Annotated in this window: 18 protein-coding genes; 8 read left to right on the forward strand and 10 right to left on the reverse strand. The window is 72.6% G+C overall.

The genetic code is table 11. The annotated features are described in order from the left end of the window. Nucleotides 1-61 precede the first annotated feature (61 nt). Complete coding sequence (locus tag ELX43_RS05120) at nt 62-1,441, reverse strand: DUF349 domain-containing protein (protein WP_127782425.1); 1,380 nt, start codon at nt 1,439-1,441, stop codon at nt 62-64. Between the two features lie 144 nt (nt 1,442-1,585). Between ELX43_RS05120 and ELX43_RS05125 the strand changes: the two genes are divergently transcribed. Next, nucleotides 1,586-2,317 (forward strand): hypothetical protein, encoded by a 732-nt coding sequence (locus ELX43_RS05125; RefSeq protein WP_127782426.1) that lies wholly within the window; start codon nt 1,586-1,588, stop codon nt 2,315-2,317. Further along, nucleotides 2,305-3,249 (forward strand): tRNA (adenosine(37)-N6)-dimethylallyltransferase MiaA, encoded by a 945-nt coding sequence (miaA, locus tag ELX43_RS05130; RefSeq protein ID WP_241249794.1) that lies wholly within the window; start codon nt 2,305-2,307, stop codon nt 3,247-3,249. The genes ELX43_RS05125 and miaA overlap by 13 nt, the downstream gene beginning before the upstream one ends. Here miaA and ELX43_RS05135 read toward each other — a convergent pair. The 6 genes from ELX43_RS05135 to aceB are packed head-to-tail and all read right to left on the reverse strand — an operon-like array spanning nt 3,246 to nt 9,842. Continuing rightward, entirely contained in the window at nt 3,246-3,560 is a 315-nt protein-coding gene (locus ELX43_RS05135; RefSeq protein WP_127782427.1) for a transcriptional regulator, read from the reverse strand. The genes miaA and ELX43_RS05135 overlap by 4 nt on opposite strands. Next, a complete protein-coding gene (locus ELX43_RS05140) occupies nt 3,557-4,042 on the reverse strand; it encodes a hypothetical protein (RefSeq protein WP_127782428.1) in 486 nt (161 codons plus the stop codon). The genes ELX43_RS05135 and ELX43_RS05140 overlap by 4 nt, the downstream gene beginning before the upstream one ends. A 37-nt stretch (nt 4,043-4,079) precedes the next feature. Further along, a complete protein-coding gene (locus ELX43_RS05145) occupies nt 4,080-5,483 on the reverse strand; it encodes a heterodisulfide reductase-related iron-sulfur binding cluster (protein WP_127782429.1) in 1,404 nt (467 codons plus the stop codon). Next, entirely contained in the window at nt 5,483-6,727 is a 1,245-nt protein-coding gene (locus ELX43_RS05150; protein WP_127782430.1) for an FAD-binding oxidoreductase, read from the reverse strand. The genes ELX43_RS05145 and ELX43_RS05150 overlap by 1 nt, the downstream gene beginning before the upstream one ends. Continuing rightward, nucleotides 6,717-8,222 (reverse strand): FAD-linked oxidase C-terminal domain-containing protein, encoded by a 1,506-nt coding sequence (locus ELX43_RS05155; protein ID WP_127782431.1) that lies wholly within the window; start codon nt 8,220-8,222, stop codon nt 6,717-6,719. Before ELX43_RS05155 ends, ELX43_RS05150 begins: the two co-directional genes overlap by 11 nt. Nucleotides 8,223-8,228: 6 nt before the next feature. Beyond that, nucleotides 8,229-9,842: a malate synthase A gene (gene aceB / locus ELX43_RS05160; RefSeq protein ID WP_127782432.1), complete on the reverse strand. Its 1,614-nt coding sequence runs from the start codon at nt 9,840-9,842 to the stop codon at nt 8,229-8,231. 118 nt (nt 9,843-9,960) lie between these two features. Here aceB and dapF point away from each other — a divergent pair, with 118 nt between their 5' ends. Both dapF and hflX read left to right on the forward strand, forming a co-directional pair. After that, nucleotides 9,961-10,803, forward strand: a complete 843-nt coding sequence (dapF, locus tag ELX43_RS05165; protein ID WP_127782433.1) for a diaminopimelate epimerase — start codon at nt 9,961-9,963, stop codon at nt 10,801-10,803. 232 nt (nt 10,804-11,035) lie between these two features. Beyond that, complete coding sequence (gene hflX, locus ELX43_RS05170) at nt 11,036-12,415, forward strand: GTPase HflX (protein WP_241249863.1); 1,380 nt, start codon at nt 11,036-11,038, stop codon at nt 12,413-12,415. On the opposite strand, the gene lexA is transcribed toward hflX, so the two are convergent. Then, nucleotides 12,412-13,155: a transcriptional repressor LexA gene (lexA, locus tag ELX43_RS05175; protein ID WP_127782435.1), complete on the reverse strand. Its 744-nt coding sequence runs from the start codon at nt 13,153-13,155 to the stop codon at nt 12,412-12,414. The genes hflX and lexA overlap by 4 nt on opposite strands. 250 nt (nt 13,156-13,405) lie before the next feature. Between lexA and ELX43_RS05180 the strand changes: the two genes are divergently transcribed. The 3 genes from ELX43_RS05180 (at nt 13,406) to ELX43_RS05190 (ending at nt 17,786) form a co-directional block, all read left to right on the forward strand. After that, nucleotides 13,406-14,017, forward strand: a complete 612-nt coding sequence (locus tag ELX43_RS05180) for a LysM peptidoglycan-binding domain-containing protein (protein ID WP_127782436.1) — start codon at nt 13,406-13,408, stop codon at nt 14,015-14,017. A gap of 311 nt (nt 14,018-14,328) precedes the next feature. Further along, nucleotides 14,329-14,799, forward strand: a complete 471-nt coding sequence (gene nrdR, locus ELX43_RS05185) for a transcriptional regulator NrdR (protein WP_127782437.1) — start codon at nt 14,329-14,331, stop codon at nt 14,797-14,799. Nucleotides 14,800-14,927: 128 nt separating this feature from the next. Next, nucleotides 14,928-17,786 (forward strand): vitamin B12-dependent ribonucleotide reductase, encoded by a 2,859-nt coding sequence (locus ELX43_RS05190; RefSeq protein WP_127782438.1) that lies wholly within the window; start codon nt 14,928-14,930, stop codon nt 17,784-17,786. A 308-nt stretch (nt 17,787-18,094) separates the two neighbouring features. On the opposite strand, the gene ELX43_RS05195 is transcribed toward ELX43_RS05190, so the two are convergent. Together ELX43_RS05195 and ELX43_RS05200 are read right to left on the reverse strand one after the other, a co-directional pair. Further along, nucleotides 18,095-19,132 carry a serine hydrolase domain-containing protein gene (locus ELX43_RS05195; RefSeq protein WP_127782439.1) on the reverse strand — a complete coding sequence of 346 codons (1,038 nt, stop codon included), beginning with the start codon at nt 19,130-19,132 and terminating at the stop codon, nt 18,095-18,097. A 65-nt stretch (nt 19,133-19,197) separates the two neighbouring features. After that, a complete protein-coding gene (locus ELX43_RS05200) occupies nt 19,198-19,368 on the reverse strand; it encodes a hypothetical protein (protein WP_206518110.1) in 171 nt (56 codons plus the stop codon). 130 nt (nt 19,369-19,498) lie between these two features. On the opposite strand from ELX43_RS05200, the gene ELX43_RS18270 reads away from it, so the two are divergent. Beyond that, a complete protein-coding gene (locus ELX43_RS18270) occupies nt 19,499-20,641 on the forward strand; it encodes a DJ-1/PfpI family protein (protein WP_164860585.1) in 1,143 nt (380 codons plus the stop codon). The last annotated feature ends 173 nt before the right edge of the window (nt 20,642-20,814 follow it).

Below are 20,814 nucleotides of genomic sequence, written 5' to 3' on the forward strand. Positions count from 1 at the left end.
TGGTGCTGGTTGCTGGAGCGCCTGCTCCGTGCTGGTTACTGGAGCGCCTGCTCCGTGCTGGTTACTGGAGCGCCTGCTCCGCGGTCTGCGCCCACTCGCGCCACTGCGCCGCCTGCGCCTCGGCCTCCTCGGCCCGCTTGACCTTGCCCGCGGCGCGGGCCTTGGCGGCCTGCTCCTCCAGGTGGGTGGCCCGCTCGTGGAACTGCGCCGCCCGGGCCTGGGCCTCGGGGTCGGTGCGCTGCCACTGCTTGTCGGTGGCCTCGCGCACGCGCTGCTCCACCGCGCGCATCCGGCCCTCGAGCTCCTGCATGCGGTCGCGCGGCACCTTGCCGATGTCGTCCCAGCGCTCCTGCAGCGAGCGCAGCGCGTTGCGCGCCCCCTCCAGGTCGGTGGCCGGGTCGAGCTGCTCCGCCGCGACCAGCAGCTCTTCCTTGGCCACCGCGTTGGCGGTGAACTCCTCGTCGCGCTCGGCCGCAGCGGCGTTGCGGGCGGCGAAGAACACGTCCTGCGCGGCCTTGAACCGCTGCCACAGCGCATCCTCGGCCTCGCGGGGAGCGCGGCCGGTGCCCTTCCACTCCGCCATCAGGTCGCGGAAGCGGCCCGCGGTGGGGCCCCAGTCGGTGGAGCCGGACAGCGACTCGGCCTCCACCACCAGCTCCTCCTTGCGGGAGCGGGCACCCGCCCGGTCGCGGTCGAGCTCGGCGAAGTGCGCGCCGCGCCGACGGTTGAACGCCTCCCGGGCCTTGGAGTAGCGCTTCCACAGCGCGTCGTCGGACTTGCGGTCGAGCCCGCGGATGGTCTTCCACTCCTCGAGGATGGCGCGCAGCCGGTCGCCGCTCGCCTTCCACTGGGTGCTCTCCGCCCCGATCTGCTCGGCCTCGGCGGCCAGGGCCTCCTTGCGCGCGGCCTGGGCGGCGCGGGCGGCCTCCTTGCGGCTGCGGTCCGCGGCGGCCTTCTCGTCGGTGACCGTCAGCAGCGCCTCCAGGCGGGCCTGCAGGCTCTCGACGTCGCCGACCACCGCGGCGGTGGGCAGGGTCTCCAGCAGTGCCCGCACCGCCTGCTGGGTGTGCTTGGCGTCGCCGGTGCCGGCCTCCAGCCGCTTCTCCAGCAGCACCACCTCAGTGGCGAGGTCGTCGAAGCGGCGGGCGAAGTGGGCCAGGCCCTCGGCGGGCTCACCGGCCTGCCAGGACCCGACCTGTCGCTCGCCGTCCTTGGTGCGCAGCCACACCCCACCGTCGTCGTCCACCCGGCCGAAGCGGCTGGCGCTGGCAGCGGGAGCGACCGCGCGCGGCGTGGCCGGCGTGGTCGGGGCGGGGGCGGCGGAGGGCCGGGGACCCGGGCGCGGACCGCCCGGCTTGGGCATCCCGGGCTTGGGGCCGGCGGGGCGGGGAGAGTCGCCGGGGGTGGTCGCCTGCTCGGGGGATGCTGGGTTCTCGGTCATTGGCCTGCCTCGTCCTGCCGCGCGTCACGGCTGCCCACGTGCTCGTGCACCCGGCCGGTTCGCCGAGTGCTGTGGCCATTGAAACAGGTAATGGCCCCGGTGAGAACCAAGCAGCGCCCTGACGGTGCACTACCCTCGGCCCCCGTGCTGACCGCAGTGGTGCTCGTGCCTGTTCCTCCGCTGCTGGTTCCCGAGCTGGCCGGCGGCGCCGCGGCCGAGACCGACGACCTTCGCACGGCCTGCCTCCGCGCCACCCGGGTGCTCACCGACCTGGCCTCGCCGTGGACTTCCGTTGGCGTGCACGACACCTCGTGTCGGCTGGGCCCCCCGACGACCGGCTCGTGGCACGGCTACGGCGCGGACGTGACCGTGGCCCTCGGCGCAGGCACTGAGACCTCGTCGACAGAGCTTCCCGGCGACCTCCCGCTGCCCGCGCTGGTGGCCGGCTGGCTGCGCGGACAGGTGGCGGCAGAGGCCAGCGTGGACGTGCGCCTGACCGCCGCGGACGCCTCGCCGCAGGAGTGCGCCGAGCAAGGCCGGGCACTGGCCGCCGAGCTGGCCCAGGACCCGCGCCCGCAGGGACTGCTGGTGCTCGGCGACGGCTGCACCACCCTCACCGAGAAGGCGCCGGGCGCGCTCGACGAGCGCGCCGCCGCCCTGCAGGCCGAGCTCGACCACGCGCTGGCCACCGCCGACTGCGGCGCCCTCGCCGCGCTGGACGCGCAGCTGTGCGCGGAGCTCGGCGCGAGTGGTCGGGTGCCCTGGCAGGTCGCCGCAGCGGCGGCCGCGGCCGCCGGGGACGGCTGGCGCACCGAGACCCTCTACCGCGGGGCGCCCTACGGCGTGGGCTACCAGGTGGCGACGTGGCAGCGCTGAGCCCAGGCTCGGCGGTGCCCCGGCCGGTGGCCATCGTGGGGCCCACCGCCACCGGCAAGTCCGAGCTGGCCCTGCAGCTGGCCGAGGAGCTCGGCGGGGAGGTGGTCAACGCCGACGCCCTGCAGCTGTACCGCGGCATGGACATCGGCACCGCCAAGACCCCGCCGGAGCAGCGCCGCGGCATCGTCCACCACCAGCTGGACGTGCTGGAGGTGACCGAGACCGCCAGCGTCGCGCACTACCAGCGCACCGCGCGCGCCGACGTGGAGGCGATCCAAGGACGCGGTGCCGTGCCGGTGATCGTCGGCGGCTCGGGGCTGTACGTGCAGGCGCTGCTGGACGAGCTCACCTTCCCCGCCACCGACCCGGCGGTGCGTGCCCGCTGGGAGGCCGAGCTGGCGGTGAGCGGACCGCTTGAGCTGCACCAGGAGCTGGCCCGGGTGGACGCCGAGGCGGCCCGCAAGCTGCTGCCCTCCGACGGTCGGCGCATCGTGCGGGCGCTGGAGGTGGTGGAGCTGACCGGACAGCCCTTCAGCGCCTCCCGGCCGGAGGTGGGCACCCCGCGCTGGAACACCGTGCTGATCGGTCTGGACCGCGACACCGCCGAGCTGGACGCCCGCATCGAGGCGCGCACCGCGACCATGTTCACCCAGGGCCTGGTGGCGGAGGTCCACCAGCTGCTGGAGCACGGGCTGCGCGAGGGCGTCACCGCGCGCCGGGCGCTGGGCTACTCCCAGGTGCTGGCCGCCCTCGACGGCGAGCACGACCTGGCCGAGGCGCAGCGGGCCACCGCCGCCGGCACCCGCCGCTTCGTGCGCCGGCAGCGCTCGTGGTTCCGCCGCGACCAGCGGGTGCACTGGCTCGACGCCGCCGACCCGGCCCTGCCCGAGCTGGCGCTGCAGCTGCTGCGGCCGGAGCGGCTCCACCCCTAGGACAGGCCGTCGGCGATCTGGGCGAGCGCGGCCAGGTGGGCCTCGAGGGCACTGCGTCCGGCGGGCGTGAGCGCCACCCAGGTGAGCCTGCGGGAGTCCGCGCGCACGGGGGAGCGCTCCTTGCGCATCGTCACGAATCCCGCCTCGGCGAGCACCCTGAGGTTCTTGGACAGGGTGGCGTCACTGAGCCCGAGGGTGTCCCGGACGACGGCGAACTCCAGCTCGGACACCCACCGCAGCAGGCCACAGACCCGCAGGCGTGCGGGCGAGTGGATGACCTCGTTGAACGCGGGGGAGGTGCGGTCGCTCATGCCCGCTCGGCAGTGGTGCGGGCCAGCTCGCTGCGGAGGACGTCGTCGTAGCGGCGCCCGAGCACCACGGTGGTGACGAGGGCCAGGACGGCGGGCAGCAGCGCCCACCCTGAGGCGAGGCCGGCGAGCTTGCCGAAGGTGGAGGCCACCATGGCCAGCAGGAAGATCCCGGCCGTCAGGAACAGCAGGCGACGGCTTCGCGGGCCGGCAGGCTGGGTGGTGGAGATGCCGTAGCGCCGCCGGTACGTCGTGGTGAGGACCGGGATCGCGATGACGCCGAGGGCCACCAGCACGACGGCTGCTGATCCTGGCAGTGCCTGCGCGCCGACGATGAGCGCCACGACGAGGCCGAGGCTGGGGTGGTACCACCAGGGCGTCACCATCTGCTCGGCCAGCCGGGCGCCGTCCACGTCCAGGCCATCCAGCGCCTGGCGTGCCTGGGCTGGCGTGAGTGCTCCCGCCGGGGCGAAGTCGTTTTCCATGTCGGCAAGTCTAGGGTTCGCTTGCCAACAAGGAAAGTCACTTTTCAGGGCAGCTCAGATGCTGGGGCTGGCGCTGGGTGAGCGTGGCGGCGGGCAGCCCGCGGATGGCGGCGTCGAGCACCTGCACGGTGTGCGCCACCGCTAGCGAGTGCCCGGCCCGCTCGGCGGCGGTGGCGATCTGCATGAGGCAGCCGGGGTTGGCCGTCACCAGCAGCTGCGCCCCGGTGGCGAGGACGGTGGCGGCCTTGCGGTCGCCGAGCTCGTCGGCCGTGGCCGGGTGGAGGACGTTGTAGACGCCGGCGGAGCCGCAGCAGGTGGTGCCGTCGGCGATCTCGCGGACCTCCACCCCCGGGATCTCGCGCAGCAGCGTGCGGGGCTGCGTGCGGACGCCCTGGGCGTGGGCCAGGTGGCAGGCGTCGTGGTAGGCCACCGACAGGTCCAGGCGGTGGCGCGGAGCCACGGTGCCCAGCTCCGCGAGCAGCTCGGAGACGTCGCGGACCTGGTCGCTGAGCAGCGCGGCCCGCTCGGCGTAGCGGGGGTCGTCGCGCAGCAGGTGGGCGTAGTCCTTCATCTGCGAGCCGCAGCCGGCGGCGTTGACCACCACGTGGGTCACCTCTGCGGCCAGGAACGTCTCGATGAGCGCGCGGGCGAACCGCAGGCCCTCCTCCTCCCGGCCCAGGTGCTCGCTCAGCGCTCCGCAGCACTTCTGCCGGGCGGGCGTGTGCACCTCGCACCCCTCCGCGGCCAGCACCCGGGCGGTGGCGGCGTTGACGTCGGGGAAGAACACGCTCTGTACGCAGCCGGTGAGCATGCCGACCACCGCCCGCCGCGGTCCCACCGCGGGGGTCACCTCCGGAATTCGCTCCATCGGGGCCAGGGGTGGGGCCAGCGACTCCATCACCCGCAGCGACGGCGAGACCCGGTCCAGCAGCCCGGAGCGGCGCAGCACCGGGGACAGCCCGCTGCGCTGGTAGGCGCGCAGCGGCCCGCGCAGCAGCCGCAGCCGGCGCGGGTAGGGGAAGGTGCGGAAGATCAGCCCGCGCAGCAGCCGGTCCCGCCACGGCCGGGTGTGCCGCCGCTCCACCTGCGGACGGACCGCCCCGATCAGCTTGTCGTACTGCACCCCGGAGGGGCACGCGCTGACGCAGGCCATGCAGCCCAGGCAGGCGTCGAAGTGCTGCACCCGCGCCGGGGTCATCGGCTCGCCCTCCAGCCCGGTCTTCATCAGGTGGATGCGGCCGCGCGGGGAGTCCATCTCCTCGCCCCAGAGGGTGTACGTGGGGCAGGAGGGCAGGCAGAAGCCACAGTGCACGCAGTCGCCGACGAGCGCCTCCGAGGGCGGGTGGTGGCCGTCGAAGGCGGAGGTGGGCTGGGCGTCCTGAGGCGGGCTGGTGGGCTGGTAGCCCACCACCGGCACACCGAGGGACACGTTCTCGGCCATCAGGTACCTCCTGGTCCCCGTCCGGGCGCGAGGGTGTGGCTGGGGTCGAGCTCGTTCTTCACCCGGTGCATCAGCCGCAGCAGCGCCGGCTCCAGCGGGCCCCACACGTCCAGCTGGTGCCCGGCTGGCGCGCGCAGCACCAGGGCGGAGCCCTCCACGGCGGTGCACGACGCGCGGGCGGCGTCCAGCAGCACCGGTGCGTCGGCCCCCGTGCAGCCCACCTTGAGCACCCCCACCCCGACCGACCCGCGCACCTGGTGGGCCAGTCCCGGCGCGGCCAGGGCGTCGAGCACGGCGGGCAGGGCCGTGGGCGGGTGGGCCAGCTTGAGCAGCACCTCACCGTCCGGCAGGGCGCCCCAGCCCGGGGGAGGGGTGTCGGCGACGACGGAGCGGACGCCGAGCAGCTGGGCGACGGTCTCGGCGCGGGCGGCCAGCCCTGCGGCCACCCCCTCCAGCTGCACCGCCACGGTGGTGGCGCCGTCGGGGTCGCGGTGCAGCTGCAGCGCGGTGGGGCTGACCTGCGAGCCGCGCACCGCGGCCAGCGCGGCCGCCGCGGCGATGCTGCCCGGCGCCGGGGTGCTCACCCAGCACACCGCCTCGGGCAGCGGGCGCAGCCGGAACCAGGCGTCGGTGAGCACGCCGAGGGTGCCGCGGGAGCCGGTGTAGAGCTTGCCCAGGTCGTAGCCGGCGACGTTCTTGACCACCTTGCCGCCGGAGCGGGCGACGGTGGCGTCCCCGGCCACGGTGGTGGTGCCCAGCATCAGGTCGCGGACGGTGCCGTGCTGGTAGCGCTCCGGGCCGGAGAGGTCGGCGGCCACCAGCCCGCCGATGGTGCTGGTGGGCAGCGGTGAGCTCACCGCCAGCCGCTGTCCGTGCGGGGCCAGGGCGGCCTGCAGGTCGGTCAGCCGCGCGCCGGCCTGCACGTGCACCACCAGGTCGCCCGCGGCGTGCTCGAGCACGGCGTCCATCCGACCCAGCTCCAGGTGCACGTCCACCGGTGGGCCGGACAGCCAGTCCACGGTGCTGGCCCCACCCACCGGCAGCACGGTGGCGTGGGCCTGCCCGGCGGCGCGCAGCACGGCGGCCACCTCGTCGGTGTCGGCCGGGCGAGCGGTCAGCCCGTGGCCGAGCGCTCCGCCGGGGCGCACGTGCTCCGCGCCCACCGCGGCGACCAGTGCCTCGGCCAGCCGCTCGGGGTCGGTGGCGGCCGAGGGGCCGGCGCTGGAGACGTCGCTAGAAGACATCGGCGATCCCTGCCTCCACCAACGGGTGCGCCCGCGTGCGGCGCCCGGGCACCTCCCCGCACAGCCGGGGGGTGGGAAAGACCTTGCCCGGGTTGCTCAGCGCCTGCGGGTCGAAGGCGCACCGCACCCGCTGCATGGTGTCCAGGTCGGCGGCGGTGAACATCTTGGGCATGTGCTTGGCCTTGTCGGCGCCCACTCCGTGCTCGCCGGTGATCGACCCGCCGTGGTGCAGGCAGAGGTCCAGGATGCCGCCGCTGACCTCCTCGGCACGCTCGGCCTCGCCGGGCTTGGCGGCGTCGAAGAGCACCAGCGGGTGCAGGTTGCCGTCGCCGGCGTGGAAGACGTTGGCCACCCGCACGCCCGCACTTTCGGCCAGCTCGCGCATGGCGGTGAGCACCTCCGCCAGCGCGGTTCGGGGGATGACGCCGTCCTGCACGATGTAGTCGGGGCTGATGCGGCCCACCGCGGCGAAGGCGGACTTGCGGCCCCGCCAGATGAGGGCGCGCTCGACGTCGTCGGCGGCCACCCGGATCTCGAACGACCCGTTGTCCTGGCAGTGCTGCTGCACCGCGGCGAAGGTGTGCTCGACCTCCGCGGCCGGACCGTCCAGCTCCACCACCAGCACCGCACCCGCACCGTCGGGGTAGCGGCAGTGCACCGCCGCCTCGGCGGCCTCGATGGCGAGGGCGTCCATCATCTCGATCGCCGCGGGCACCACCCCGGCGCTGATGATCGCCGACACCGCGGCCCCGGCGGCGTCGGTGGAGGGAAATCCCGCCAGCAGGGTGCGGACCGTCTCCGGCGTCCGCAGCAGCCGCACCACCAGCTTGGTGGCGATGCCGAGGGTGCCCTCGCTGCCGACGAACACCCCGCGCAGGTCGTAGCCGGGGCAGTCGCGGCTGCGCCCGCCCAGCATGAGCAGCTCGCCGTCCGGGGTGACCACCTCCACCCCGAGCACGTGGTTGGTGGTGAAGCCGTACTTCAGGCAGTGCGCCCCGCCGGAGTTCTCCGCCACGTTGCCGCCCACCGAGCACACCTGCTGGCTGGACGGATCAGGGGCGAAGTACCAGCCCAGCGGACCGGTGGCTCGGCTGACGTCGAGGTTGATCACCCCGGGCTCCACCACGGCCAGCTCGTTGTCCACGTCGATCTCCAGGATGCGGCGCATCTGCGAGGTGACGATGAGGACCCCGTCCGCCCGCGGCAGCGCCCCGCCGGAGAGCCCGGTGCCCGAGCCCCGGGCCACGAACGGCACGCCCAGCTCCACGCACACCCGCACGCAGTGCTGGACCTGGGCGGCGTCGGTCGGCAGCGCCACCACCGCGGGGGTGACGCGGTAGTGCGCCAGCCCGTCGCACTGGTAGGTGCTCAGCCGGGTGGGGTCGGTGAGCACGCCCTTCTCGCCCAGCCCCGCGCGCAGGCGCTGCGCCAGCACGTCCACGTCCACCGGTGGGTGCTCGGGCGGCACCGGTGCCTGCTCCACCTCGGTGGTCATGGCTGCTCACGGCATCCGGGCGTAGGCGGGCAGGGTGAGGAACTCCGAGAGGTCGCTGCTCAGCGCCATCTCGGTGAACAGCGCGCGGCCCTGCTCGTAGCCGCCCTGCTGGTAGGCGTCCTCGCCCACGGCCTGCTCGATCTTGGCCAGCTCCTCGTCCACCAGCTGCTGCACCAGCTCGGTGGTCACCTTGGCGCCGCTGGAGAGCACCACGTCGTTGTGCAGCCACTGCCACACCTGGGTGCGGGCGATCTCCGCGGTGGCGGCGTCCTCCATCAGGTTGAAGATCCCCACCGCGCCCTGCCCTCGCAGCCACGCCGAGAGGTACTGGATGCCCACGCTGATGTCGTTGCGCAGCCCCTCCTCGGTGGCCTCGCCCGGGGTGGAGCGCACGTCCAGCAGCTGCTCGGCGGTGACGTGCACGTCCTCCCGCGTGTTCTCCAGCTGGTGGGGCCGCTCGCCGAGGACCTCGGTGAACACCTCGGTGCACAGCCCCACCATGTCCGGGTGTGCCACCCAGGAGCCGTCGAAGCCCGCCCGAGCCTCCCGGGTCTTGTCCTCGGTGACCTTCCTGGTGGCGTTGGCGTTCACCTCCTCGTCGCGGCGGGAGGGGATGAACGCGGCCATGCCGCCGATGGCGTGCGCGCCGCGCTTGTGGCAGGTGCGCACCAGCAGCTCGGTGTAGGCCCGCATGAACGGCGCGGTCATGGTCACCGAGTTGCGGTCGGGCAGCACGAAGTCGGCGCCGCGGTGGGCGAAGCACTTGATGGTGCTGAACAGGTAGTCCCAACGTCCGGCGTTGCAGCCGGCGGAGTGCTCGCGCAGCTCGTGCAGGATCTCCTCCATCTCGAACGCCGCGGGCAGCGTCTCGATGAGCACGGTGGCTCGGATGGTGCCGCGCGGGATGCCGAGGGCCTGCTGGGCGTGCAGGAAGACGTCGTTCCACAGCCGAGCCTCGAGGTGGCTCTCCATCTTGGGCAGGTAGTAGTAGGGGCCCTGGCCCAGCTCGACCTGCTTGCGGCCACTGGTCACCAGGTACAGCGTGAAGTCGAACAGCGAGCCGGAGACCTCCTCCCCGTCCACCAGCACGTGCTTCTCCGGCAGGTGCCACCCGCGCGGACGCACCACGATGGTGGCCAGCTCCTCCGCCGGGCGCAGCGCGTAGCTCTTGCCGCCCTCGGCGGTGAAGTCGATGGTGCGGTCCAGCGCCGCCCGCAGGTTCAGCTGGCCCTGCACCATGTTCGGCCACAGCGGCGTGTTGGCGTCCTCGAAGTCGGCCAGCCACACCTTGGCGCCGGAGTTCAGCGCGTTGATGGTCATCTTGGCGTCGGTGGGGCCGGTGATCTCGGCCCGCCGGTCCACCAGCCCCGGCGCCGGCGGCGCCACCGACCAGCTGTCGTCGCTGCGGACGTCGGCGGTCTCGGCCAGGAAGTCCAGCGTGCCACCGGCGTCCAGGTCGGCCTGGCGGCGCTGGCGGGCCTCGAGCAGCTCGCGTCGTCGGGGGTTGAACCGGCGGTGCAGGTCGGCCAGCAGGCCCAGTGCCTCGTCGGTGAGCACGCAGTCGAAGCCCTCCTGGCGCTCGCCACGGACCTCGATGCCGGTGGGTGCTGCGGTGGCCATGGCGTTCCTCCGCACTCCGCAGGACGGAATCAAGCCGCTGATGCATCACGACGGTAGGACTGGCCTGTGACCTGCGCAACAGCAGCGATGGCCGGGGCGCGAACCTAGGATGAGCGCCGTGGACTTCGCCAAGGGGCACGGCACCCAGAACGACTTCGTGGTGCTGCCCGACGTGGACGGGATGCTCGACCTCACCGCCAAGCAGGTGACCGCGCTGTGCGACCGGCGCCGCGGCCTGGGCGCCGACGGCGTGCTGCGGGTGGTGCGCGCCGGCGCGCTGGAGGAACCCCTCGCCGAGGGGGTGTGCGCCGACGACTGGTTCATGGACTACCGCAACGCCGACGGCTCCATCGCGGAGATGTGCGGCAACGGCGTCCGGGTGTTCGCGCACTACCTGCGGGCCACCGGCCTGGAGCCGCGCGACGAGTTCGTGGTGGGCACCCGAGCCGGCGCCCGGCCGGTGGTGGTGCACGCCGGCGACGGCGCGTTCGGCGAGGTGACCGTGGACATGGGCCCGGCCCGGGTGCTCGGCGGCGGCACCGCCGCCCTGGCCGGGGAGCTCTTCGGCGGCGTGGCCGTGGACCTGGGCAACCCGCACCTGGCCTGCGTCACCGACCGCGACCTCAGCACCTTCGACCTGAGCACCCAGCCCGGCTTCGACGCCACGCTCTTCCCGCACGGGGTGAACATCGAGCTCGTCAGCCCGCTGGCCGGGGGCGAGGTGCACATGCGGGTGCACGAGCGCGGGGTGGGGGAGACCCGCTCCTGCGGCACCGGCACCGTCGCCGCTGCGGTCGCCGCCCTCAAGGTCGCGGGGGCGAGCACCGGGGACGTGGCGGTGAACGTGCTCGGCGGACAGGTGCGGGTGAGCATCTCCGAGCACACCAGCCACCTGCGCGGCCCGTCCGTGCTGCTGGCGCACGGCAGCATCGACCCGCACTGGTGGGCCGCCCCGGCATAGGTTCTGCCCTGGGCATATCTCAGTGGGCAATCATCGCGTTCCGTGGGACCATGGACGTTGTATGACGAACTCATCCACGTGGGACGACCACGACACAGATGCCCCCATCGACGCCGCTGCCGCGGACGGTGCCCCCTTCGACGAGGTTCCCCTCGGCGAGGCCGAGTCCCCGGACGGCGCCTCCGGAGACACCTTCTCCCCGGGCCCCGATCACGACCCCTCGGTCGGCGAGATGCAGCTGCAGGAGCGCACCTCGTTGCGCCGCGTCGCCGGGCTGTCCACCGAGCTCACCGACGTCACCGAGGTCGAGTACCGCCAGCTCCGCCTGGAGCGCGTCGTGCTCGTCGGTGTCTGGATGCAGGGCAGCACCGCCGAGGACGCCGAGCTGAGCCTGGCCGAGCTGGCCGCGCTGGCCGAGACCGCCGGCTCGGAGGTGCTCGAGGGCCTGGTCCAGCGGCGCGACAAGCCCGACCCGGCCACCTACATCGGCTCCGGCAAGGCTGCCGAGCTGCGCGACATCGTGGTGGCCACCGGCGCGGACACCGTGATCTGCGACGGCGAGCTGACCCCGGCGCAGCTGAACGCGCTGGAGAAGGTGGTCAAGGTCAAGGTGGTGGACCGCACCGCGCTGATCCTGGACATCTTCGCCCAGCACGCCACGTCCCGCGAGGGCAAGGCGCAGGTGGCGCTGGCCCAGATGCAGTACATGCTTCCCCGCCTGCGCGGCTGGGGTGAGTCGATGTCCCGGCAGGCCGGCGGTGCCGGCGGCAGTGCCGGCGGGGTGGGTCTGCGTGGACCTGGTGAGACCAAGATCGAGACCGACCGGCGACGCATCCGCGAGCGGATGGCCAAGCTGCGTCGGGAGATCAAGGGCATGAAGCAGGCGCGCGACACCAAGCGCGACAGCCGCCGCCGCAACGAGGTGCCCAGCGTGGCCATCGCCGGCTACACCAACGCCGGCAAGTCCAGCCTGCTCAACGCCCTCACCGGTGCCGGGGTGCTGGTGCAGAACGCGCTGTTCGCCACCCTCGACCCCACCACGCGCCGGTCCGAGCTGGCCGACGGTCGCGAGTACGTGCTCACCGACACGGTGGGGTTCGTGCGGCACCTGCCCACCCAGCTGATCGAGGCGTTCCGCTCCACCCTGGAGGAGGTCGCCGACGCCGACCTGCTGCTGCACGTGGTGGACGGGTCGGACCCGCAGCCCACCCAGCAGGTGGCCGCGGTGCGCCAGGTGCTGGTGGAGGTGGCCGACGAGCGCAAGACCGGGCTGCCGCCGGAGCTGATCGTGGTGAACAAGGTGGACGTGGCCGACCCGGTGGTGCTGGCGCAGCTGCGCAACCTGATGCCGGACGCGGTCTTCGTCTCCGCCCACACCGGGGAGGGCATGGACGAGCTGCGGCAGCGGCTGGTCGAGCTGATGCCGCACCCGGAGGTGGAGGTGGACGTGCTCGTGCCCTTCACCCGCGGTGAGCTGGTCGCGCGGGTGCACTCCGAGGGGGAGGTGCTCGAGGAGACCCACCAGCCCGAGGGCACGCACCTGCGGGCGCGGGTGCGTGCCGACCTCGGAGCGGCGCTGGTGGAGTTCGCCAGCCCGCAGGTGCCCGCCTAGAGCTTGCGCATCACCGAGACCACCTTGCCGAGCACGGTGGCCTCGTTGCCGGGGATGGGCTCGAAGGCGGCGTTGTGCGGCATCAGCCACACCTCGCCGTCTCGGCGCTTGAACGTCTTGACGGTGGCCTCGCCGTCGATCATGGCGGCCACGACGTCACCGTTCTCGGCGACGTTCTGCTGGCGCACCACCACCCAGTCGCCGTCGCAGATCGCCGCGTCGATCATCGACTCGCCGACCACGCGGAGCATGAACAGGGTGCCGTCGCCCACCAGCTCGCGGGGGAGGGGGAAGACCTCTTCCACCGCCTGCTCGGCCAGGATGGGGCCACCGGCGGCGATGCGGCCCAGCACCGGCACAAAGGTGGGGGTGGGCATCTGCTGCAGCACGCTGCCGCCCTCACCGGTGGTGGCCGCAGCCGCCTGGTTGGCCAGGTCCTCGGGCATCCGCACGTCCACCGCCCGCGGGCGGTTGGGGTCGCGTCGGAGAAACCCCTTGCGCTCCAACGCCTTGAGCTGGTGGGACACCGATGAGGTGGAGGTGAGGCCGACGGCCTCGCCGATCTCGCGGACGCTGGGCGGGTAGCCCCGCACCTCGACCGAGTCCCGGATCACCTCGAGCACCTTGCGCTGGCGCGGCGTGAGGCCGGCGGCGGCGGCCGACAGGTCGGCGGTCTCCTCGGCGGTGGCACCCGGAGCGGCACCCGCCGTGGTCGGGGCGCCGGGAGTGTGGCTGCTCATCGTGTGATGCCTCCTGTGGGGAACCGCGAGTGGTCCGGTGCTCTGCGACGAGGCCGCGCGGGTGTGCGTCCACCTGCGGAACTTCGCCAAAGTGCGGTGGTGTTCTGGTGATTCGAACTTAGTCCTGCAGCAGGTGACATTCAAACACCTGTTCGATCAACACGCCGACAGCTCTCGATTTTGTCGGTCGCCCCTGGTAGACATCGACCAGACGTTCGAATCGAACGCCTGTTCGACACGGGAGGTTGACATGCTCGATCTGGCTGATCGCCGCTCCACCCTGCACCGCGCGGGCGTTCGCAACGCACACCCACGTCTCGCTGGCTCACGTCTCACTGACTCCCTGCTGGTTGACCCGCGACGCCGCGCCGACCTGTTCGAGCTCGAGCGTGAGCTGCGCTCGCTGGGCTCCCTGCGGGCCGGGGACGCTGGGGCGGCGCGCACCGTGGAGGCGCCCCGGCGCACCCGCCGTCCCCGCGAGGTCGCCCGCCGCCGCCCGGCTGGGCGCCTGGTCGAGTACGGCACCGCCCCGCTCCGCCGGACGGCCTGCACGCCGCGGGTCACTCGGCCGTCCCCGGCTCAGGTGCGCCTGCGCCTGGTGGTCACCGGCGCCGTGCTCGCCGGCGCGCTCGCGCTCGGCGTGCTCGCCGTGGTGACCCTGGGGGGAGGCGGCGACGCCCCCATGCCCACGCAGACGGCCGTCACCCAGGTGCGCGCCGGGGAGAGCCTGTCCGCGGTGGCGGTGCGCTCGGCCCCGGGGGTGCCCGCGGCGGCCATGGTGCAGCGCATCGTCGATCTCAACGCCCTGGACACGGTCGCCGTGCGCCCCGGCCAGTCGTTGGTCGTGCCCGTCGGCGGATGACGCTGGACACGTGCTGGCGCCGTCGACCCCGCCGGACTGCTGGTGGCACACCGTCTCCGCGAGGCGGACACGCCGATCGGGCTGGGGAGACACAAAATCCGTTGCCGATGGCTTGCATCGGGGCCTAGTGGGGATTACGGTCATGACCACAACATCTAGTAGTTACATAGATGTGGTTAGTCCACAGGTTGGGGTCCCACTGTGTAGGGGGATCCACAGGTTGTCCACGGATCCGTCCACACCCACGCCCTAGCTTGGCGTGCTCCGACGGCCTGCGGGCAGCGGGGCTTGTCGTCCGAGAAGGGGATGTCGTGCACTGTCCGTTCTGTCGTCACTCCGACTCTCGCGTGGTCGACTCGCGCGAGGTCGAGGACGGCCAGGCCATCCGCCGCCGTCGCGCGTGCCCGGAGTGCGGGCGGCGCTTCACCACGGTGGAGAACGCGGTGCTGTCGGTGGTCAAGCGCAGCGGCGTCACCGAGCCCTTCAGCCGCGACAAGGTGATGGTGGGCGTGCGTCGCGCCTGCCAGGGCCGACCCGTCAACGACGACGCGCTCAGCCTGCTGGCCCAGCAGGTGGAGGACCAGGTGCGGGCCGGGGGATCGGCCGAGATCCCCAGCCACGAGGTCGGCCTGGCCATCCTCGGTCCGCTGCGTGAGCTCGACGAGGTCGCCTACCTGCGGTTCGCCTCCGTCTACCGCTCCTTCACCTCCGCCGACGACTTCGAGAAGGAGATCCGCGCGCTGCGTCAGCACGCGCCGCACGCGGACGGCGTCTCCGAGTAGTCCCGCACCGTCTGCGGCGCAGGCGGCCGGCGGCCACCCCACAGCACCCCACCGGCACTCGTGCCGGTTTCCCACCCCATTCAGCAACGCCAGACCAGAGCAGCAGCAGTGAGAGAGAGGCCCATCCCATGACGGAGACCGTCGGAGCCCACACATCCGGTTCGAGCAGCCGCTCGGCCAAGGGCGGCAAGCAGAACCGCAAGGCCGGCGTTCGGATGGAGCGGGTCTACACCACTGCGGGCGTGCACCCCTACGACGAGGTCACCTGGGCCCAGCGCGACGTGGTCATGACCAACTGGCGCGACGGCACGGTGAACTTCGAGCAGCGCGGGGTGGAGTTCCCCGAGAGCTGGTCGCTCAACGCCGTCAACATCGTCACCAGCAAGTACTTCCGCGGGGCGGCCGGCTCGGACACCCGCGAGCGCAGCCTGCGCCAGCTGCTCAACCGCGTGGTGGACACCTACACCAAGGCCGGCCTGGAGCACGGCTACTTCGCCTCCGACGAGGACGCGGAGATCTTCTCCCACGAGCTCACCTGGATGCTGCTCAACCAGGTCTTCAGCTTCAACTCCCCGGTGTGGTTCAACGTCGGCACCGCCTCGCCGCAGCAGGTCAGCGCCTGCTTCATCCTCGCGGTGGACGACACCATGGACTCGATCCTGAACTGGTACAAGGAAGAGGGGATGATCTTCAAGGGCGGCTCCGGCGCCGGCCTGAACCTCTCCCGCATCCGCTCCTCCAAGGAGCTGCTGTCCTCCGGCGGCACCGCCTCCGGCCCGGTCAGCTTCATGCGTGGTGCCGACGCCTCCGCCGGCACCATCAAGTCCGGTGGCGCCACCCGCCGCGCGGCCAAGATGGTCGTCCTCGACGTCGACCACCCCGACATCCAGGAGTTCGTCGAGACCAAGGCCAAGGAGGAGAACAAGATCCGCGTTCTCCGCGACGCCGGTTACGACATGGACCTCGGTGGCGCCGACATCACCAGCGTGCAGTACCAGAACGCCAACAACTCGGTGCGCGTCAGCGACGAGTTCATGCGCGCGGTGGAGAACAGCAGCGAGTTCGGTCTGCGCGCCCGCGACACCGGCGACGTCATCGAGACGGTGGACGCCAAGACGCTGTTCCGCTCCATCGCCACCGCCGCGTGGGAGTGCGCCGACCCGGGCATCCAGTACGACGACACCATCAACGACTGGCACACCTGCCCCGAGTCGGGCCGCATCAGCGCCTCCAACCCCTGCAGCGAGTACATGCACCTGGACAACTCCAGCTGCAACCTGGCGTCGCTGAACCTGATGAAGTTCCTGACCGACGACGGCGGCTTCGACGCGGCCACCTTCGCCAAGGCCGTCGAGATCATCATCACCGCGATGGACATCTCCATCTGCTTCGCCGACTTCCCCACCGAGCCCATCGGGGACACCACCCGCAAGTTCCGTCAGCTGGGCATCGGCTACGCCAACCTGGGCGCGCTGCTCATGGCCACCGGCCACGCCTACGACTCCGAGGGTGGCCGGGCGCTCGCCGCGTCCATCACCTCGCTGATGACCGGTGCCGCCTACAAGCGCTCCGCCGAAATGGCCGGCGTGGTCGGCCCGTACGAGGGCTACGCCCGCAACGCCGAGGCGCACCAGCGCGTCATGCGCAAGCACGCCGCGGCCAACGACCAGGTGCGCACCCTGCACCGCACCGACGCTGCCGTGCACAAGGCGGCCACCGCGGTGTGGCAGGAGGGCCTCAAGATCGGTGCCGCCAACGGCTGGCGCAACGCCCAGGCCAGCGTCCTGGCGCCCACCGGCACCATCGGCTTCATGATGGACTGCGACACCACCGGCATCGAGCCGGACTTCTCGCTGGTCAAGTTCAAGAAGCTGGTCGGCGGCGGCTCCATGCAGATCGTCAACCAGACGGTGCCGCGCGCGCTGACCTCGCTGGGCTACCAGCCCGAGCAGGTCGAGGCCATCGTCGAGCACATCGCGGCCAAGGGCCACGTCATCGACGCTCCCGGCCTGCGCCCGGAGCACTACGAGGTGTTCGACTGCGCCATGGGTGCCCGGGCCATCGCCCCGATGGGCCACGTCCGGATGATGGCAGCGGCCCAGCCGTTCCTGTCCGGTGCCATCTCCAAGACGGTGAACATGCCGGAGACGGCCACCGTCGAGGAGGTCGAGGGCATCTACTTCGACAGCTGGAAGCTGGGCATCAAGGCGCTGGCCATCTACCGCGACAACTGCAAGGTGGGCCAGCCGCTGTCCGCCGGCAGCTCGGGCTCGGCCAGCTCCAACAAGACCGTGGTCACCGAGATCGTGGAGGCCGCGCCCACCCGCAAGCGCCTGCCCAAGAAGCGCAACGGCCAGACGGTGTCCTTCGCCGTCGGTGGCGCCGAGGGCTACGTGACGGCGGGCAACTACCCCGACGGCCACGTGGGCGAGATCTTCGTCAAGATGAGCAAGCAGGGCTCCACCCTCTCCGGGGTGATGGACGCCTTCTCCATGGCCATCTCCATCGCGCTGCAGTACGGCGTGCCGCTGGAGACCTACGTGTCCAAGTTCGTGAACATGCGCTTCGAGCCGTCGGGCATGACCGACGACCCGGACGTGCGCATCGCGACCTCGGTGGTGGACTACCTGTTCCGTCGCCTGGCGCTGGACCACCTGCCGGCGGAGAAGCGCGCCGAGCTGGGCATCTACTCCGCGGAGGAGCGCTCGGCCAAGGTGGCGGCCACCGACTACGGCACCGGTGCCCCGGCCGAGGTGGACGTGGAGGGTCTGCGCTCCGGCGTGGGCACCGAGCCCACCGTCGACCCGGACGAGGTGGCCGTGGCCTCGCCCGCCCCGGGTGGTGTCGGCAGCTCGGCTGAGCTGCTGGAGCTGGTGATGGGCATGGCCACCGACGCGCCGCTGTGCTTCACCTGCGGCACCAAGATGCGCCCGGCCGGCTCCTGCTACGTCTGCGAGGGCTGCGGCTCCACCAGCGGCTGCAGCTGACGGCGAGGCTTGCCGGGATGTCCCGGCGGGCTCGCCGGGATGTCCCGGGGGGCTTGCCGGGATGTCACTTCGGCTTGCGGTGACATTTTCTTGCCAAGCTCGGCAACTCGTCTGAACTTGGCAAGTAGCTCCTCTCAGCCGCCCCGGCCGCCTCGCGCGGCCGGGGCGGCCCCATTGCCAGAGCCAGGGGCCGGTGCGCTGGAGTGCAACCCTGGTGGCGAACCGGACATCATCGGGCGTGCACTGAGCGACGTCAGGAGGGGACCGACCCTTGATGGCCACGCTGCCGGAGCCGCAGGAGCTGCCGGCTATGTGCTGAGTGCAGTGAGCAGCTCGAGGCCGACGCGGTCGACGCTGCGCAGGTCGTTCGCCAACACGACCACACCCACCCCGGCGGCCGGCACGAACCCAGCGACCGCTCGGAAGCCGCCGGTGCCGCCGTTGTGCCAGAGCATGATGTGGTCGCCGCTGATCGGCACTCGCAGCCAGCCGAGCCCGATGCCGAGTCTCTTGCCGGGCCGGCGCTCCGGGTGGGTGAGTGCGATCGCCGGTCCCAGCGGGGTGGCGTCCGGGCGGAGCTGGGCGTGCAGGAAGGTGAGCATGTCGGTGGCTGTGGAGCGCAGCGCACCCGCGCCGGGCAGGCCGGCGACCTCCCAGTGGCCGGTGGTACGCCGGCGCCGGCGGTGGCCGTCGGCCTCCCGCTGCGCCTGCTCCCGGTTGGGGAGGAGCACGGTGTCGACCATTCCGAGCGGCTCGCAGATCCGTGACTGCACCAACTCACCGAAGTCATGGCGCGCAGCGGCGGCGACCAGCGCGTGGCCCAGCACGCCCGCACCGAGGTTCGAGTAGGCGATTCGGCCGGTGCCGGGCGTGTGGCGCAACTCGGTCTCGCCCAGCGCGGTCAGCAGCGCGGCGCGGTCGATCTCCTTCCACGGGTCGCCGGCACGAGCCTTCCACGCAGCCCAGATCGCGGCCCGAAGCGGCATCGGGTTGTTGGGCAGCCCCGCGGTGTGCGTCGCCAGGTGCTCGACGGTGATCGCGACGCCGTCGCGGGTCGGGACGGCGACTTCTGGCAGCAGGTCGCCGACCGGAGTGTCGAGGGACAGCTCGCCGCGCGTCACGGCCTCGGCGAGCAGCAACGCGGTGAACACCTTGGTGACCGAGCCGATCTCGAACAGGCTGTCGGCGCGGGGCGCGGGGCCGTTAGGCGCGCGGATGCCCCCCTTAGGCACGACGGACCGCGCGCCGGCGGACGTCACCGCCCCCACCACCAGCCCGACGTGCTGCTTGCCGTGCCGGGCAGCGATGCGCTCGACGGCCTCGTCGAGAGCGCCAGGGTCGATCACGCGGGTTTCCTCCGTTCGCCCAGCTCAAGCGAGGAGCTGTCTCATGTGGATGACTAAAGTACGTCTTAGAGCCAGGTCACCACCTGGCCGTCCGGGCGCCCGGGGTGAACCGCACGTTGGGCGCACCCGACGGCGGACTGCTCATCCGGGTTCTGGATGCCGTCGAGGTAGACCGTGCCGCTGAACCAGTCAGTGGGGCCCACCGCGGTCTGGCCGCCGCTGGGCGTGAGCTTCATGGCGTCTCCTTCTCTCGTTCTTGCCGACGAGGCTCGATGTCGCCACGCTACGGACGGATGCGGTGCCCGAGGAGCGAGCCGCGATCACCCGCGCTGCGCAGGATCGCCACGCTCGGGCAGGCTGTGCGCCATGACAACCGCCCTGCTCGTGGTCTCCGCCGCCGACCACTGGACGCTGCGCGACGGCACCGGGCACCCCACGGGGTACTGGGCCGGTGAGCTGGTCGAGCCGTACCGCATCTTCACCGCGGCAGGCTGGACCGTCGACATCGCGACCCCAGGCGGCAGGCCGCCGGTGGCTGACCCCAAGAGCCTCGGGCTCGCGGGCGGGCTGCCCTCCACCGCCCGCAAGCACCGGCGCTACCTCGCCGCACTGGGCGCAACGCTCGAGCGCCCGCTGGACCTGGCTGACGTCGACCCCGAGGCCTACGACGTCATCTTCTACGTTGGCGGGCACGGGCCGATGGAGGACCTCGCCACCGACGCCACGTCCGGTGAGCTGCTGCGCCGCCGCCTCGCCTCCGGCAAGCCGCTGGCCCTGGTCTGCCACGGCCCCGCCGCCACCCTGGCCGCCACCCAACCCGACGGGGTGTGGCCCTTCGCCGGCTACCGGATGACGGGCCTGTCCAACCGCGAGGAGACGCTCAACGGCCTCGCCGCCAAGGCGCCGTGGCTGTTGCAGGACCGCCTCACCGAGGCTGGCGCGCACTACCTGCAGGGCGCCACGCCGCTGTGGCCGTTCCTCGTCATCGACCGCAACCTGTACACCGGGCAGAACCCGGCGTCGGCCCACGTGCTGGCCGAACGCCTGGTGGCCGACGTCGACGGCACCGCCGTGCTGGCCCTCCGCGTCAGCCGGGTGATCCCCGCCAGCCCACAGCAGCTGCACGCCGTGCTCAGCGACATCACCCGCATGGGGGAGCTGAGCCCGGAGACCACCGGCGCCCGCTGGCTCACGAAGGGCGAACGCTTCATCGCCGGCAATCGCATCGGCCCGCTGTACCGCTGGGCCACGCTGTGCCGGGTGATCGAGAACCAGCCCGGCAGCTCCTTCGCCTTCCACGTGGCGTGGCCGTCGCGCACCACCTGGCGCTACCAGCTGCGCGCGGTCGACGGTGGCACCGAAGTCACCGAGACGATGACCAAGGTGCCGCGCCAGGCTCTGCCAGTGCGGGTGATCCAGCGTCTGGCCGGCGTCACCGACCGCCGCGAGCACCTGCAGGCCGGGATGGCACGGACGCTGGAGCGCCTCGAAGCGGTCGCCACCCGCTGAGCTGTCACCCAGCCGGCGCCCAGGGCCACCACCTGCGCCGGCTCACCCGGCGCCGGGGTCACCGCCCCCGCAGCGGGTCAGCTGCACCGCACGCTCACCCGTGGCGGCGTCCACCGGCCCACGCTGACGCCCACCCCCAGCGGGACGCGGACCCACGCCGCCGACCCGCACGG

It is taken from the genome of Rhodococcus sp. X156 (assembly GCF_004006015.1).
Lineage (GTDB): Bacteria > Actinomycetota > Actinomycetes > Mycobacteriales > Mycobacteriaceae > X156.

Bases quoted from the DNA above. Each gene is read 5' to 3' on its own strand.
- ELX43_RS05120 (WP_127782425.1), bottom strand. From the start codon at position 1,441: ATGACCGAGAACCCAGCATCCCCCGAGCAGGCGACCACCCCCGGCGAC.
- ELX43_RS05135 (WP_127782427.1), bottom strand. From the start codon at position 3,560: ATGAGCGACCGCACCTCCCCCGCGTTCAACGAGGTCATCCACTCGCCC.
- ELX43_RS05140 (WP_127782428.1), bottom strand. From the start codon at position 4,042: ATGGAAAACGACTTCGCCCCGGCGGGAGCACTCACGCCAGCCCAGGCA.
- ELX43_RS05145 (WP_127782429.1), bottom strand. From the start codon at position 5,483: ATGGCCGAGAACGTGTCCCTCGGTGTGCCGGTGGTGGGCTACCAGCCC.
- ELX43_RS05150 (WP_127782430.1), bottom strand. From the start codon at position 6,727: ATGTCTTCTAGCGACGTCTCCAGCGCCGGCCCCTCGGCCGCCACCGAC.
- ELX43_RS05155 (WP_127782431.1), bottom strand. From the start codon at position 8,222: ATGACCACCGAGGTGGAGCAGGCACCGGTGCCGCCCGAGCACCCACCG.
- aceB (WP_127782432.1), bottom strand. From the start codon at position 9,842: ATGGCCACCGCAGCACCCACCGGCATCGAGGTCCGTGGCGAGCGCCAG.
- hflX (WP_241249863.1), top strand. From the start codon at position 11,036: ATGCAGCTGCAGGAGCGCACCTCGTTGCGCCGCGTCGCCGGGCTGTCC.
- lexA (WP_127782435.1), bottom strand. From the start codon at position 13,155: ATGAGCAGCCACACTCCCGGCGCCCCGACCACGGCGGGTGCCGCTCCG.
- ELX43_RS05180 (WP_127782436.1), top strand. From the start codon at position 13,406: ATGCTCGATCTGGCTGATCGCCGCTCCACCCTGCACCGCGCGGGCGTT.
- ELX43_RS05190 (WP_127782438.1), top strand. From the start codon at position 14,928: ATGACGGAGACCGTCGGAGCCCACACATCCGGTTCGAGCAGCCGCTCG.
- ELX43_RS05200 (WP_206518110.1), bottom strand. From the start codon at position 19,368: ATGAAGCTCACGCCCAGCGGCGGCCAGACCGCGGTGGGCCCCACTGAC.
- ELX43_RS18270 (WP_164860585.1), top strand. From the start codon at position 19,499: ATGACAACCGCCCTGCTCGTGGTCTCCGCCGCCGACCACTGGACGCTG.